General features: G+C 72.5%; 14 protein-coding genes and 1 pseudogene. 8 read left to right on the top strand and 7 right to left on the bottom strand.

Annotated features, from left to right (window positions below; all coding sequences use genetic code 11):
- Positions 1 to 146 precede the first annotated feature (146 nt).
- The gene (locus IF01_RS0122520) at positions 147 to 560 is read right to left on the bottom strand and encodes a contact-dependent growth inhibition system immunity protein (protein ID WP_051755940.1); all 414 of its coding nucleotides are present in this window, start codon (positions 558 to 560) and stop codon (positions 147 to 149) included.
- Positions 561 to 1,033: 473 nt separating this feature from the next.
- Between IF01_RS0122520 and IF01_RS44190 the strand changes: the two genes are divergently transcribed.
- The 6 genes from IF01_RS44190 (at position 1,034) to IF01_RS0122490 (ending at position 5,274) form a co-directional block, all read left to right on the top strand.
- Positions 1,034 to 2,410: an NUDIX domain-containing protein gene (locus IF01_RS44190; RefSeq protein WP_051755937.1), complete on the top strand. Its 1,377-nt coding sequence runs from the start codon at positions 1,034 to 1,036 to the stop codon at positions 2,408 to 2,410.
- Positions 2,407 to 2,895, top strand: a complete 489-nt coding sequence (locus tag IF01_RS0122510) for an NUDIX hydrolase (protein ID WP_078880199.1) — start codon at positions 2,407 to 2,409, stop codon at positions 2,893 to 2,895. The genes IF01_RS44190 and IF01_RS0122510 overlap by 4 nt, the downstream gene beginning before the upstream one ends.
- A complete protein-coding gene (locus IF01_RS0122505) occupies positions 2,892 to 3,452 on the top strand; it encodes an NUDIX domain-containing protein (RefSeq protein ID WP_078880213.1) in 561 nt (186 codons plus the stop codon). Before IF01_RS0122510 ends, IF01_RS0122505 begins: the two co-directional genes overlap by 4 nt.
- Positions 3,453 to 3,509: 57 nt before the next feature.
- Positions 3,510 to 3,986: a GNAT family N-acetyltransferase gene (locus IF01_RS0122500; RefSeq protein ID WP_051755935.1), complete on the top strand. Its 477-nt coding sequence runs from the start codon at positions 3,510 to 3,512 to the stop codon at positions 3,984 to 3,986.
- 102 nt (positions 3,987 to 4,088) lie between these two features.
- Positions 4,089 to 4,655 (top strand): DUF4240 domain-containing protein, encoded by a 567-nt coding sequence (locus tag IF01_RS0122495; RefSeq protein ID WP_030395300.1) that lies wholly within the window; start codon positions 4,089 to 4,091, stop codon positions 4,653 to 4,655.
- Between the two features lie 184 nt (positions 4,656 to 4,839).
- The gene (locus tag IF01_RS0122490; protein ID WP_030395299.1) at positions 4,840 to 5,274 is read left to right on the top strand and encodes a YdeI/OmpD-associated family protein; all 435 of its coding nucleotides are present in this window, start codon (positions 4,840 to 4,842) and stop codon (positions 5,272 to 5,274) included.
- Between the two features lie 24 nt (positions 5,275 to 5,298).
- Here the strand turns inward: IF01_RS0122490 and IF01_RS44185 are convergent, their stop codons facing one another.
- Positions 5,299 to 6,015, bottom strand: a complete 717-nt coding sequence (locus IF01_RS44185; RefSeq protein ID WP_051755933.1) for a hypothetical protein — start codon at positions 6,013 to 6,015, stop codon at positions 5,299 to 5,301.
- Positions 6,016 to 6,224: 209 nt separating this feature from the next.
- Here IF01_RS44185 and IF01_RS44180 point away from each other — a divergent pair, with 209 nt between their 5' ends.
- Positions 6,225 to 6,689, top strand: a complete 465-nt coding sequence (locus IF01_RS44180) for a DUF4265 domain-containing protein (RefSeq protein WP_051755930.1) — start codon at positions 6,225 to 6,227, stop codon at positions 6,687 to 6,689.
- Positions 6,690 to 6,786: 97 nt separating this feature from the next.
- Here IF01_RS44180 and IF01_RS0122475 read toward each other — a convergent pair whose 3' ends face one another.
- Complete coding sequence (locus IF01_RS0122475; RefSeq protein WP_375340993.1) at positions 6,787 to 7,725, bottom strand: hypothetical protein; 939 nt, start codon at positions 7,723 to 7,725, stop codon at positions 6,787 to 6,789.
- 439 nt (positions 7,726 to 8,164) lie between these two features.
- Here IF01_RS0122475 and IF01_RS0122470 point away from each other — a divergent pair, with 439 nt between their 5' ends.
- A complete protein-coding gene (locus IF01_RS0122470; RefSeq protein WP_208624344.1) occupies positions 8,165 to 9,562 on the top strand; it encodes an alpha/beta fold hydrolase in 1,398 nt (465 codons plus the stop codon).
- Between the two features lie 84 nt (positions 9,563 to 9,646).
- On the opposite strand, the gene IF01_RS0122465 is transcribed toward IF01_RS0122470, so the two are convergent.
- The 4 genes and pseudogenes from IF01_RS0122465 to IF01_RS42175 form a co-directional block, all read right to left on the bottom strand.
- Entirely contained in the window at positions 9,647 to 10,744 is a 1,098-nt protein-coding gene (locus tag IF01_RS0122465; protein ID WP_030395294.1) for a barstar family protein, read from the bottom strand.
- A 151-nt stretch (positions 10,745 to 10,895) separates the two neighbouring features.
- Positions 10,896 to 12,047: a DNA topoisomerase subunit B gene (locus tag IF01_RS0122460; RefSeq protein ID WP_037780737.1), complete on the bottom strand. Its 1,152-nt coding sequence runs from the start codon at positions 12,045 to 12,047 to the stop codon at positions 10,896 to 10,898.
- Positions 12,048 to 12,676: 629 nt separating this feature from the next.
- Positions 12,677 to 13,210 carry a hypothetical protein gene (locus IF01_RS49025; RefSeq protein ID WP_167349766.1) on the bottom strand — a complete coding sequence of 178 codons (534 nt, stop codon included), beginning with the start codon at positions 13,208 to 13,210 and terminating at the stop codon, positions 12,677 to 12,679.
- Between the two features lie 534 nt (positions 13,211 to 13,744).
- Positions 13,745 to 14,196 (bottom strand): annotated as a pseudogene (locus IF01_RS42175) (GNAT family N-acetyltransferase).

The following is a 14,196-nucleotide window of genomic DNA, read 5'->3' as shown; positions in this document are numbered from 1 at the left end:
CTGCTGAGGCTGTCGCACCGGCGGTGACCCGGCCGACAGCAGGGGTGGAACCTCGTCCGTGCCCCGGCCTCGTGGAGCCGGGGCACGGGGACCGGGCGGTCACCCATGCCGGTGCGGGCCTCACGCACCGCGCGGCTCCCCTCGCGTCACGGCTCCAGGGGCGGCGGCACGCCGTGCCCGCTCCGGCCGTCGCCGGGCCACCGGGCCAGGAAGTCCTCGATCCGGGGAGCCAGGGGCCACGGCACGTCGGTCCACTCCAGTACGATCGACCGCACCTCTTGCCCGAGCCCGGGGATCCTGGGCCAGACCTCCGCACTCCTGCTGAGCACGGCGGCCAAGAGGTCCCCCTCGTACAGGTCACCCTCCGCAAGCGGGTTGCCCCGCAGGATGTCGACCGCCAGGGGCAGGAGGTGGACGAGGCCCTCGCCCTGGCCGATCAGCAGCCGCAGGTCCTCGGCAGTCAGGTCACCGACCGGCTTGCGCCGAAGCGCCGGCTCGGTCGCCACCAGCCGGGTCTCGTCACCCGACGGACGCGCCCGTTGGCCGAAACCTCCCCGCACTGTCGACCAGCCGAACGGGTGATTTCGGCGATGGCTCCGCGCTCCGCGGCCGCTCACCCTCGAGGCGTCCACGGTCGCCTCGGCCCCGGCCGGAGCGGCGGTACTCGAACGGGTTGTCGCCGCCCGGGTACTGGGCTCCGCCCCTGCCGGACGCTCTCCCCGGTCGCGTGGAGGAGGCCCCGGAGCCCGCGCCGGGGTGATCGAAAAGTCCCTGTTCGACCCGGGCTCGCCCGGCGGAAAACCGCTTGAACGTCAGAATCGAACAGCACCATCATCAGCCGCCAGCGACAACTCGAGGACATCCAACTTCACTACGTCAAAGCACACTTGCCGCGCACCACGCCGATGCCCGGCACGGTGCGCTCGAACACCACCCGTTGACGAAGGTCTTCGCCCGAACCCCACCGAGCCTCCTGACCGACCGACCCACCACGGCCACGGCCACGGCCGCCCGACACCGAGGAGCCCCTTCATTGATCGACTTCGAGGTACTCACCGAACTCGCCGCCGGCGAAGGCGTCGAACGCATCGACGTCGGCATCGTGGTCCGCGACGCATCGGACCGGATCCTGATGATCCGCCGGGCCCCGCACACCGTCCGACCGACCCTCTGGGAGTACCCGGGCGGCGGCCGGGAGGAGGGCGAGACGGTGCCTGCCGGCGCGGCCCGTGAGCTGGCCGAGGGGACCGGGCTCACCGGTTTGCCCCTGCAGTACGCCCGGCACCTGGACTTCACCGACCAGCACGGCTGTCGCGTCCGCCAGTTCGTCTTCACCGGCGTCGTGCCGGACGGCACCCCCATCACGCTCTCCCACGACCACGACGACCACCGGTGGGCGGCTGCCGACGCCCTGCCACCGACCGGCGACGGCCGACGAACGGTGATCGAGTGGCTCGGCCGGCAGCTGGGCGTCCCCGGCTGGCGGCCGATCGGCGCCCACCTCACCACCGTCGCCCGGCCCACCACCTACGGCAGCCTCCTGATCACCGATCCTCGGGGCCGCGTCCTCGCATTGCGCTCGACCACCGACCCGGCCGTGTGGGACCTCCCCGGCGGCGACGTCGAGAACGGCCGGACACCGTTCGCCACCGCGCTGATCGAGGCGGAGGAGCAGACCGGGCTCGATCTCGCCGCCGAGAATCCCGAGGTGATCGCCCGCCGGCGCCTGGTCGCCGTCATCCACGAGCAGGCCGGTACGCGGTACCCCGTGCCGGTCTGCGGATACGTCTTCGACGGCGGCGTCCTCACCCCCGACCAGCAGGCGCGGATCCGCCTCGACCCCGCCGAGCACACCGAGTTCCGGTTCGAGACGGCCCACGACTGGCGGTCGCACTTGGAGCCGGACCACTACCACCGGCTCCGGCAGGTGCTGCGCGCCCACCGCTCCGGCGTGCCGCTCCACCTCGAGCGACCAGCCCCCGAGGGCGACGACTTTGAGGGCGTCCTGGTCTTCGTCACCGACTCCGAGGGTCGACTGTTGATGCACCTGCGCGAGGACCGACCGGGCATGCCCTGGCCCGGCTACTGGACGCCGATCGGCGGCTGGCGCGAGGGCGACGAGAGCGCCCGGGAGAGCGCGGTGCGCGAGGTCCGCGAGGAGGCCGGCATCGAGATCACCGACCTGCGGCTCCTCCCCGACCCCCACCACGGCCTCGGCCTCCCGCTCACCCGCGTCCTGCACGCTGTCCGTACCGACCCCGGGACGGAACCGCGCCTCGGCGACGAGGGCCTGGCCGTGCGCATGGTCCCCCTCGACAAGGTGCCGCAGCTCAAAGTCCCGCCCTACCTGTGGCACTACCTGCCGCTCCTCGTCACCACTGCCGGCCCGACCTCCGGGAGGACCGTATGAACCCCGAGGACACCCGCCCCGCCACGCCCCCGGCTTCCGCATCGGATCCGCTCACACTGGTCGTCGGCGTCCACCTCGTGCTGACCGAGGCCGACCGCGTGCTGCTCGGCCGGCGCAGCAACACCCGGTACGCCGCCGGGATGTGGCACCTGCCGGCCGGGCACATGGAACGCGGCGAACCGGTGACCCGCTCCATGACCCGCGAGGCCGAGGAGGAACTCGGCATCACCGTCGCCGAGGAGGACCTCCTGCTCGTCCACACCCTGCACCTCCTCGATGCCGACGACGGCCGCAGCCGCCTCCAGCTGTTCTTCCGCCCCACCCGGTACGAAGGCCGGCTCCGGAACGCCGAGCCGCACAAGTGCAGCGAGCTCCGCTGGTGGCGGCTGGACGGACTGCCGGAGGACACTGTGCCCTACACCGCCCACGCGCTCGCCGGGATCGTCCGCGGCAGCACCCTGTCCACCGTCGGGTGGGCCGGATGAGCGCCCCCGAGGTCCCCGTCGACGTCGACTCACGTGAACACCCCTTTCCCCACTACCGGTTGGAGTCCCCCATGCAGTCCCTGCGGCAGGCCGTGTGCGTCATCGTCCACGACGAGGAGGCGGACAAGGTCGCCTGCATCCACTACGCCAACGACACCTGGTCCACGGTGCCCGCTTGGACGATCCCGGGCGGCAAGGTCGAGGAGGGCGAGCGGCTGGACGAAGCCGCCGCCCGCGAACTGCACGAGGAGACGGGCCTGGTCGTCGGCCGCGAGGAGCTGCGGCTGGTCCACACCGTCCAGGTCAGGGCCGGGTGGGACGGCAAGGGTCCCTTCCTGCTCTCCGTGTTCGCCACGACGTCCTGGAGCGGCGAACTGACGAACACCGAGCCCGACAAGCACCTCGCCGTCCTCTGGGTGGACGCCAAAACGCTGCCCACCCCGATGTTCCCCACCTCGCACGCCGCCCTCACCACCTACCTCGCCGGTGGCGGACGGGGGTTCTCCACCTACGGCTGGGACAGCCCGGCAGACCCGCGCGCCCTGGTCGGGGCCTGAGTTGCCCGGCCGCCACCTCCCGCCGACCACCCGCCTCGCACCGGAGAGGACCCGCCGATGAACCCCAGCACCGCCACCCGGCCCGCCGTCCCCGAGGACGCCGACGAACTGCTGCGCCTGCGCGTCGCCGTCCTGGACGGCGGCCCGCTCACCGACGAATGGCGCACCACCTTCCGCGACGACATGCGGGAGCGCCTGGGCACCGACCCGAACCTGCTCTGCTACGTCGTGCCCACCCCCGACGGCCTCGCCGCGTGCGCCATCGGCATCGTCTACCACGGCTACCTCGGCCCCGTGTTCCCCACCGGCCTGTGGGGCCGCATCCACACCGTGGCCACCGACCCCGCCCACCAGCGGCGCGAACACGGCCGTGCTGTCACCACCGCCCTCGTCGAAGCCCTCAAGGACCGCGGCTGCGGATCCGTCGAACTACGGGCCACCGCCGCCGGAGCACGCCTGTACCGCACCCTCGGCTTCGAGCCCCTCGACGGCTTCATGACGCTGCGCCCCGGCCCCGGCGGGTGGACGCGGTGACCGCCTTCGGCCTCGATGCGGAGGAAAGCCCGCCCACGCCACGCCCTCCGCCGACCGTCCGCCGAACCGCGGTGTCGGAGCCCGGTGGCATGCTCACCAGCCATGGACACCCAACGGTTCTGGAAGCTGATCGAGGAAGCCCGCTCACAGGTGCCCTCGCCGGACGACGGCGACGCCGTCGTCGAGCGGGCGACCGCACTGCTCGCACTGCGCCCGCCCCAGGAGATCGTCGCCGCTCAACAGATCCTCCAGGACCTGATGGCCGCCTCGTACCGAGCGCCCCTGTGGGGAGCCGCCTACGTGATCAACGACGGCTGCTCCGACGACGGCTTCGACTACTTCCGCGGCTGGCTGATCACCCAGGGCCGTGGGACGTTCGAGCGCGTCATCGCCGATCCCGACGCACTCGCCGAACTCCCCGCAGTCCGCACCTCCGCCGCGGAGGGACTCGACATCGAGTGCGAGACTGCCCTGAACGTGGCCTGGTACGCCCACCGGACAGCAACCGGAGCGGACCTCCCCGACGACTCGTTCACCTCCCACTGTCCGGAGCTGGACCCGGACTGGGACTTCGACTTCGGGGACGGCGAGGAGCTGAGCCGTCGGCTGCCCCGCTTGGCGGAGCTCTACGCGGAGCCGGACGAGGTCGAAGCGTCGGCCCGCCCCTGAACACCTTCGACGAACACCGTCGAGCGCGTCTCCCGAAGCGGCGGGACGAGAGCTTCGGAACGCCCGCACCACCCGGCCGGCTCCGTGGTGGTCTCCGTGGTCGGTACGGATGTGGGCCCGGCGCCGGTGCGCGAAGCTGTGGTCGTGGCCGACACCGGCCGCACCGATCATCAAGGAGTGTCCCGTGAAGTTCCACACCCTCGTCGAACCGCCCGAGCCCATGCGGGGACTGGAAGTCCCGCCCGAGGTGGTGGCAGCGCTCGGCGGCGGCGCGCGGCCGCCGGTGACGATCACCATCAACGGGCATTCCTGGCGGAGCCGGGTCGCCATCCTGCGCGGCCGCCATCTGCTCGGCCTCAGCAACGCCAACCGGCAGGCCGCCGAGGTCGAGATCGGCGAGGAGGTCGAGGTCGAGCTTGAGCTCGACACCGAGCCGCGCGTCGTCGTCGAGCCTGCGGACTTCGCCCAGGCCCTGGACGACGACCCGGCCGCGCGCGCCGCCTACGACCACCTCTCGTTCAACCGGAAGCGCGAGCACGTCCGCGCCGTCGAGAGCGCGAAGAAGCCGGAGACACGCCAACGGCGCATCGAGAAGGCCATCGCCTCCCTGCGCGGCTGATCCGAGACGGGACGTGTGCCGCTGTCAGTCCTGCTCCAGCCCCGGGTAGTAGCCGCGTTGGTACGTCGAGAGATGGAAGATCGCCAACTGGCCCGCACCCCGGCAGATGGGGCAGAACTTCCTCGCTGCGCATTCGCCGCACCGGCTCCTGCTCTCGGACGGACCGGGCGTCCGCAGTACCCACCCGCGGCCACCGCACCCCGGACAGCGCCCCGCGCCGTCGCACTCGTAGCACAGGACATAACCGGGCGTGAGGGTCTCCGGCGTTCGCTCCGGCTCCGGCTCTTGCAGCGGCTCCGGCGCAGTCGCCGACTGCCCGACCGGCTGCGGCGGGCGCAGCACCAGGGCCGGTGTCTGCCCCCGGAACACCACAGCGGGCGTGTCGTCGCTCGTCAGGACCCGGACGGTGCTGCCGTCGCGGTGGGCGAGCACCACCGTCCACAGCCTCCCGTCGTCGTCCTCCTGCGACACCGTGACCTCCCAACCCGCCGCGCGAAGAAGAGAGACCGCGCGGGAGGCCGTTCCGGCAGCGGTGGCGCTCGCCGGCCGGTTGCCCTGGTACATCGCCGAACAGTGGTAGCGGGACGGATCACTCCCGTCGGCGACCTTCGGCTCGCCGAAGGCCAGTCGGCGACGGTGGACACGAACGGTCAGATCGGTGATCAGCACGACCATCTGCTCGCGCAGCGACCGGCCCAGCCGGTCCAGTTCCTCACGCGCCGCACTCGACGTCCCGTCCATGTCGACCCCCTGTCCCGGAACGTAACACAGCGCCGGCCCTCGCAGCCGGGATCGGCTCCGACGGCCACCTGCCGACGGAGCCACCTCCACGATTCCCTCCCTCCCGGAGTAGTCGCGCTCGAAACCACACCGATGAAATGGGCGTCCGCTGACACGAGTTACTGGAGGGCATCCACGAGCCACAGGATCGGCTGTGGAACGATCTCCGCATGACGTTCGATCCTCAGCCGCCGACCGGTACCCACATACGTCTTCTGGCCGGGCACATCGGCTCCGGGCAGCCGGTGTTCGAGGTGCTGCCGGCCCGCCCTGTGCGGTCGGGCCTTGTCGAGTTGACCGGAAGTCCCGGTCTGGTCCTCGGATGCGCGGCCGGTGATGTGCTGCGGGTCGCCGACGACGGCCGGTTCGAGGTTGTCGGACAGGGCGAGAACTGCTGCATCCAGGTGGCGGGACTCGGGCGCTTGAACTCCGAGTCGTTCGCGGCGCTCAGAGACGCGGTCGTGGACCTCCCCGGCCTGGCCGAGGCGCCGCCGGATCTCCGCTTCGCCGTCGTCACTGTCGGCCGCGCGGTGGGCGTGCCCACGATCGAGCGGGTCATGGACATCTGGGCCGCAGGCATCAACGGGGCCGAGTGGTGGTTCGGCAACGCAGATCAGGCGGTCTCCTCCGCCTGAGCGGGTGCGCTCGGACGGACGGTCCAGCGGCGGCGAACGCCGGTCGGCGCCCGCCACCAGCACCGGCCGCGTAGCCCCGTTGCGGTCGTTCACGCGTTCACGGTCGGCGCGCGTCGTAGTACCTGCGCAGCTGCGGGGTACGGATGGCCGGCAGTCTGACCAGGGTGTCGTTGTAGGCGCGGTAGTGGGATGTCAGCGGGCTCCGGGGGCGCGGTGGCAGGGGGTAGTCGTCCCGCAGAACGCCCGGGGGAAGGACCCCGGTGGCGGGCATCGGTGAGGTCTCGCCCGGGTACGCGAGGTACGACCAGACTCCGCTGTCGAGCGGCACCACGACCGCTGCCTCGTCGTCGGGCGGGCGCCAGGGCTCGCCCGTGAGCGGGTGGCGCGGGACGAGAAGCACATCCGGGCGAGGCCGGATCTCACGGATTCCCGGACCCGCCAGCCCCACGGTGCGGGCATCGGGCCCGGCCCCGGCGCGGCGGTGGCCGCCGACGGCATGACCGAGCAGTTCCGCGACGGGGCCGGCCGGGAGAATCACCGGGCGGCCCTCGGCGGCGACCACGAGGTGGGCCAGCGCGACCCCGACCGCGGCCTCCCAGCGGCGGCTCCACGACCCGTCGGGTTCGACCGGTGGGACACGGTGCTCGGGGTGCTGCACGTCGTCCCAATCGGGTTTCGGACCGGCCGGGAGTCCCGAGGGACTGCGGACGACCGCTGCGGGCTCCAGCCACACCGTCTGCCACATTCCGCAGTCGTCCATCCGGGTTGCCACGGCCCGCCCGCACCCCTCGCACGCCAGATTGGGGCCGGCCCGGCCGTCCACGCCCCGGCAGTAACCCTCGCACTTGTCGAGTATCAGGGTCATCGACCGGGCGTCGCCTGGAGCGATGACGATCCTGTTCCGCGCGCCGAAGGACACGGAGTACACCGGCGCGTACACACCCTGCCGGGCGGCCTCTTCCGGTCCGACGTCCTCCCACAACCGCCAGGGTGGTCCGCCGGGCAGCGGGTCGACGGCGTACGTCGCGGGCGCCATCAGCGGAGGATGGAGTTCCTCCCAGGCCCCGTGGTGGGCGTGGACGGGGAGCGCGACCCGGGACACCGGCGCCGTCAACTCGATCCGGCACCCGGCACACACGAACACATCCAAACAGGCCCCTCCTCAGTGCGGTTCCGGGGATTGTGCCTCGCCCGCGGTGGAAGATCCACTGAATTCCGGAGCGGCTCCAGGGCTTCCGAGGGGGTGTTCCCGCATGCCGGACCACGCCCGCGAGGCCGACCGCCGAACGCGCCGCCGGGCACACCGCCGGGCACGACCGTCCTGCCGGTCGTGCCCGCGTTCCGAGGCCGTTCGGGTTCCGGCGGTCGGTTGCCGGTCGCGTCGTGGGCCGGGCGTGGGGCGTCGGCGTGGCTTCGGGGGCAGGCTGCTTCCGTCGCCGGGTCAGCACGGGCCCGGCACGATCGGAAGGACGAGTATGACGAGCATGCGGGGGCGCGTCGCCGCCCTTTTGGGCGCCGTGGCGGTGGTCGCCGGGAGCGCCCTGACCGGCCCTTCGACCGGGTCCGCCGCTGCGGCCGGTGCGGCCGGAGTCGGGGACGGGATCACCGGGCAGGCGCCCTGCCCGCAGGCTCCCGCGTTCATCTGCGGGACCCTCACCGTACCGTTCGACCACAGCGGCGCCACGCCCGGCACCCTCGGCCTCCGGGTGGCCGTCACCGGCAACACCAGGGCGCCCAGGGGCGATCTGGTGTTCCTCACCGGCGGGCCCGGCCAGCCCGGCGTCCCGATGATCGAGCGGATGGCGGGCAAACTGGAGCCCGTCCTCAAGGACTACCGCCTGGTGATGTTCGACCAGCGCGGTACCGGCCAAGGCGCGCTCCAGTGCCCCGGCCTCCAGGAGGACATGGGGTCCTCCGACCTCGCCGCGCCCCGTCGGCAGTCGATCGCCGACTGCGCTGCCGCCCTCGGCCCGGACGCCCGCCACTACAGCACGGCGGACACCGTCGCCGACATCGACCTGCTGCGCCGCGCCCTCGGCGCCCGGCGCCTGACCTTGGACGGGGTCTCGTACGGCAGCTTCGTCGCCGAGCGGTACGCGCTCGCGCACCCGACGCGGGTGGCGCGGCTGGTGCTCGACTCGGTGGTGCCGCGGCAGGGCTTCGACCCCCTCGACCTGGCCGCGCTGCCCGCCACCGCCCGGGTGCTGCGCGCCGCCTGCCGGGCCACCGGCTGCACCACCGACCCCGCCGCCGACCTCGCCGCCACCGTCCGGCGCTACGGCAACGGGGCGCGGATCCTCGCAGCCCTCACCGGCTACGAGTTCGTCGACCCGGACTACGGCGGGGTCCCGGAGATCCTGCACGAGGCCGCCGCCGGGCGGCCCGAAAAGCTCCTGGAATTCTTCGAATTCGTCCACCGGCAGGTCGACGCCGCCCCGGCCGAGGAACTCAGCCAGGGGCTGCACTCCGCCGCCCTGTGCGCCGACTCGCGCTTCCCCTGGGGCACCACCGACACCCCCGTCGCGGACCGCGCGGCGGCGTTGGAGCACACCCGCAGGCGGCTCACGGCCGAACAGACCTGGCCGTACGACCCCGAGACCGCGACCGGGCTCGGCAGCATGCTGGTCTGCCTCCGCTGGCCGCGCGAGCAGGTGCCGCCGGCCCCGCCCGAGCATCAACGACTGCCGGACGTTCCGGTGTTGCTGCTCGGCGGCGACCGGGACCTCGCCACGCCGTACGAATTGATGGACGAGCAGGCCGAGTTGGCGCACAACCCGCAGATCGTGATCGTCCCCGGCGCGGCCCACTCGGTGCAGAACCGGGCCGAGAACCCGGCCGGCCGGCAGGCGGTCCACGACTTCCTGCTGCGGTAGTGGGGGGCGGCCGGCGGACGCATCACCCTCATGACCGCCGTATCCCCCGCCTACCTCTACGCCGTCCGCCGCCCCGTCGTCCGGCTACAGGAGCGCGACCCGCACCCCTGCCTCGGTAAGGACGTCGAGGGTGGCGGCGAACAGGTCGCGGGGCTGCCCTGCGGGTCCGAGGGTGTGGGACAGATGTGTGCGGGCGACGTCGGCATTCCGCCAGAGGAGGGTCGCGGGGGTGGTACAGCCGAAGCCTCCGCGCAGGCAGTCGACGAGGGCGTCCAGGCACCCGCCGAAGTAGCCGCCCGGTCCGTTCACCGCCTCGCCGAGGGCCAGGTAGAGGCCGGGGCGGTCGGTGATGTGCCGGCCGTCGAGCTCGTAGGTGCGACCGGCCGGCCAGTCGCGGTGGGTGCGCCGGCAGGCCCGGTCGCGGGCGAGGCCGAGCCAGACGTCCCGGTGGCGGGTGTCGAGGCGGGCCCATCCTCCGGGGGCGTCCGGCGGTCCGGCGAGCCATTGTTCCCAGACGGGCCGTGCGTGGGCGGGGACGGGTGTGCCGAGGTCGCCGTCGAGTTCCAGGTCGATCAGGCCCGTGCCGCGGGAGGACGGGTGCCAGGCAGCGATCCTGGCCCTCATCGGCAGGTCGGTGAGCAGTTCTCCGCGAGCGTCCCGGATCTCCAGGACGGTGTGGTCCAGGTCCCGCGCGGATCGTGTGCCCTGGGCGAGGCGCGCGCGGAGCCCCTCGCTCGGTGCAAGCCCCCTGAGCACGAGCCGGTCCACCGGGTGCGGGGCCGGCAGGATCCGGGTGAATTCGCGGCAGGCCCCCAGCCATCGGCGCCCGTCGTGGAGGCGGACGCGGCCCCGGTGACCCTCGGGCGGGCCCTCGTGGTCGTCCAGGCCAGTGACCAGCAAGCCACCCGCGCCCGGGTCGTGGTCGAGCGTCCGGGCGTCGTCCAGCAGCCAGGGACCGAGTGCCTCGTCGTCCGGCACCAGCCACACGCTGCGGCCGGCCCAGCCGCGCGGCCCACTGCCCTCCGGAGTCCAGCCGAGCAGCTCGTACGTCCCGTGCCGCGGCTCGCCGAACAGGCCGTCCGCTTCGGCGCAGGCGCCCCAGGAACGGCCACCGCCGCTCTCGACCAAGGTGAACCGCGTCCGCCCCCGACACTCCTCTTCCTTCTGCACGGTGCGCATCATGCCCCGTCAGCGGCCGCCCCGACGACGGAGTTCTCCGGGCGGCTGTCGGCAGCGCACGACGACGGCCACGCCGTCCGCAGCGCCGCGTCGTCCGGGAGCCCGGGCCAGAAGGCAACTCCGGCCTGGGGTCCGGTCCTCCGACGTGCGGCTGTCAGTCGCGTGCGGTCGCCGGGATCCGGGCGAGGACGGCCGCCGACCGTACCGGGTCTTCGCGGAGCCAGGTGGCCAGGTGTTCCCGGACGGCCTCGGTGACGCAGGCGCGGACGGGCGGGTTGCCGAGTCGGTCGCGGAGGGCGCCCTCGAACTCGGGGCGGTCGAGCTTCACGGACACGACGGCCGTCAGGCCCGCGCCGAGCCGAGTGGGGGTGAGGTCGGGGTCCGAGGGGGTGAGCAGGTGCTGCTCCCGGCCGTAGGCGGTGAGGGCGGCGGCCAGGCCGTCCCGGAAGCCGAGTTCGTGGGTGCCGCCGCCGGGGGTGGGCCTGCTGTTGGCGTAGCTGGTGACCCGTTCCTCACCGGAGTCGCCCCAGCTCAGGGCGACCTCCACGGTGCCCTCCATCGCGGCGTACTCGCGCTCGAAGCCGATCACGTCCGGGTGGGGCGCGGCGCTGCGTTGCGCGATCCACTCCCTTGCTCCGCCCGGGAAGCCGAAGCGGACGGTCCTGGGCGCCCCGGGGTCGCGGTCGTCGGTCAGGGTGATGTGCAAGTCACGGTTCAGGAAGGCCAGTTCCCTGAAGTGATCGGCCAGTGTGTCGAACGAGAACGTCAGCGTCTCGAAGATCGCGGCGTCGGGCCAGAAGGTGATCACGGTCCCGTTGTCGTCGGCCGGGCCGGTGCGGGTGGGCACCGCTACCCGCACGCCCCGCTCGTACTCCAGCGTCCGGTGGGTTCCGTCGCGCCGAACCTCTGCCGTCAGACGGCTCGACAGGGCGTTGACGACGGCGATTCCCACGCCGGCGAAACCGCCGCCCAGCGAGCGCCGGTCGGCGCGCGGTACCCCGCACCCGAGCACCGTCAAGCGGTCGTCCAGCGTCGGGCTGTCCTCGCGGCCCGGGTGTCCGGCCGGGCGACGCCCGCCGTCGTCGGTGATGCGGACGCCGCCGTCGGCGGTGAGGGTGATCCCGACCCGGTCGGCGGTGCCGTCGAGGACCTTGTTCAAGGCCGACTCGGCCGCCTCGAACACCAGGTGGTGGAGCCCTCGTTCGCCGACCGATCCGATGTACATCCCGGGCCGTTTGCGGACGGCGTCCAGGCCCTCCAGAACCACGATCTTGCTGGCGTCGTACGGGTTCGATCCCTCGCTCATGATGTCCCCTCCGAGGTGTCCGACAGAGCTCCCACAGCCTAGGAGATTTCCAGGAAAACACCAGGTCAGAGGCGGTTCGGCGAGGCCGCGCACGGGCGCCTGACGGGCCTTCGGGAGCGGTCGGGCCAAACGGGTTCGGGCCGCTGCGGCAGGGCTGCCGCGACCCCTCGTGGGCCCCGCAAGGCACTGTTCCGGGCGGCCGCGGAGCCACGAATTCAAGGAGTTTCGACGAAACCCGGGGCCGGTTGCGACGATCACCGGAACCCGGTCCCAGGAGAGGGTCGGCGGCCGGGCCCGCCGCGACCGGGTGGCCCTCAGAAGGGGCTTTCGCTCCAGGCCTCGGCGACCCTCCGCGCCTGCGCGGCGAGCGCCTCGCACACGGTGTGCACGCAGTCGGAGCATGGCCGCGCTGATCCGCCGGGCCAGGGGCAGGCAGTCGCCGCAGCGGACGGCGATGCCGAGTTCGGACTCGTGACCGAGCCCAGCGGCATCACGCTCCGGGGGACGGCGAACGGGTGTACTCCTCCGGCATGAAGCAGCCGTGGTCCTGCAGTGGTTGCGGATCGTTCAGCACGATCCGCCTGCGCTCGCCCGCAGGAGTCCGGTGGAATACTGTGCTCGCGCCCCGGTCAGCCGCCCGCCCAGCGGTGGAGGGACCGCGGCCGGGCCTCACCACTCACGGAGAATAGCGTCCAGTGCCAGGACGTGCCCCGGTGGAGCGTGTCGAATTCGCTCACCTCGACCCACCCCGCCTTCCAACGCCCCTTCCCGTGGAACTTCGCCAGGCACGAGCACTGGCATTCCAGCCCGATCGCGTGCCGGCAGGAGCCGTTGCACCTCTCGTACGGATTGAACTCGCGACCCAGCATGATCGTCGGATGGAACCTCAACAGGTGCGACGCGAGCTCTCGGAAATGACGGGTAGGGACGCTCCAGCAGCCCCGCGCAGTGTTCCACCGCAGGCCGTGGGCACTGGGAAGGTAGCGTCCGATGTACCGCCGCTGGTCACCCCGAGTCATGTCCGGCAGCCATACGTCCGCCGGACCCGTTCCCGGCAGCATGACGGCCACGTACCAGCGGCCTTCGTACTTCGGCAGAACGGTCGGGGCCGGCACCGGATCGAGATCGCGCGGGTCCATCGCGAGCCGGGCGGCCTCGTACACCGCGCGCAGACGCTTGCGCCGCTGAGCACGGGTGGCAATCCGCAGTTCCTGCCTCTTGATGTCGGCGGGGGTCGGCCGACGGGCACGGCTCGCAGGGCCGTAGGAGGCAGGACACAGCGTGGGTGGCTCACTGTCGCGCCAATGGCGGACGAGGATGCCGTCGCGGAGCTCGACGTCCTCAAGGCAGCACCTGCAAATCAGCTGAATTCTCAGCGCAGTTGACCTTCCGTGAGTGGCTGGGGGCGGGTCGACCCCGTTCGCCCTACACGGATACCGACCAGAACCACCCCCGGTCTCAGAAGCAACCGAACCGAGACACAACGATTCGGCCGCAGCGGAGTCCGCCACCCGGCCTCCTGAGGTCTCCGTCGACCGGGAGCACGGGGTGGGCGAGGTCGACTCGTCTTCCTTGCCGAGCGCGACCATAGTGCGCCGCGAAGGGGCGGTGGCCGGTGGTCCGTCGCCGATCGGCACCCGCGATGCGAGCGCGCCGTGAACGAGCGCCCCGAGGTGGAGCGCGGCAGGGGGCCCGGATCAGTCGACGGTGGGACTGCGGCGTTCGAGCAGAACGATGTCGCGCCGGCACCCGCGGTGCCGGCCACTCCGAACCCGGCCCGCCGGTGGAGGGCGAGGATGGCGGTTTTCTCCGGGAAGATCCCTGACTGGATCGTCCGGATCCCCGCCCTGTTCGGTGGAAGCGATCAGCGCGTCCAGCAGCAGGGTGCCGACGCCCGGCCGTGGGCGTCGGGACGGACCTAGACGGAGTGTTCTATTACTCCGGCATACGCGCACCGGTCGGAGACCTGGCTGACGGTGGCCCAGCCGACCACCCGGTCAGCGCGGTCGACGGCAACCAGGCGGTGCTCGGCGAGGCGGGCGGCGTCGAAGGCCTCCCAGCTCGGGGCGGCTTCCTCGAACGTCGCGTCACCGCCGTCGATGCCGGAGCGGTAGATCTCCAGGACCTGATCGGCGTGTTCGGGCAGCAT

It is taken from the genome of Kitasatospora purpeofusca (genome assembly GCF_000718025.1).
Classification (GTDB): Bacteria; Actinomycetota; Actinomycetes; order Streptomycetales; family Streptomycetaceae; genus Kitasatospora; species Kitasatospora purpeofusca.
This window is presented reverse-complemented; position numbering and strand designations above follow the sequence as displayed.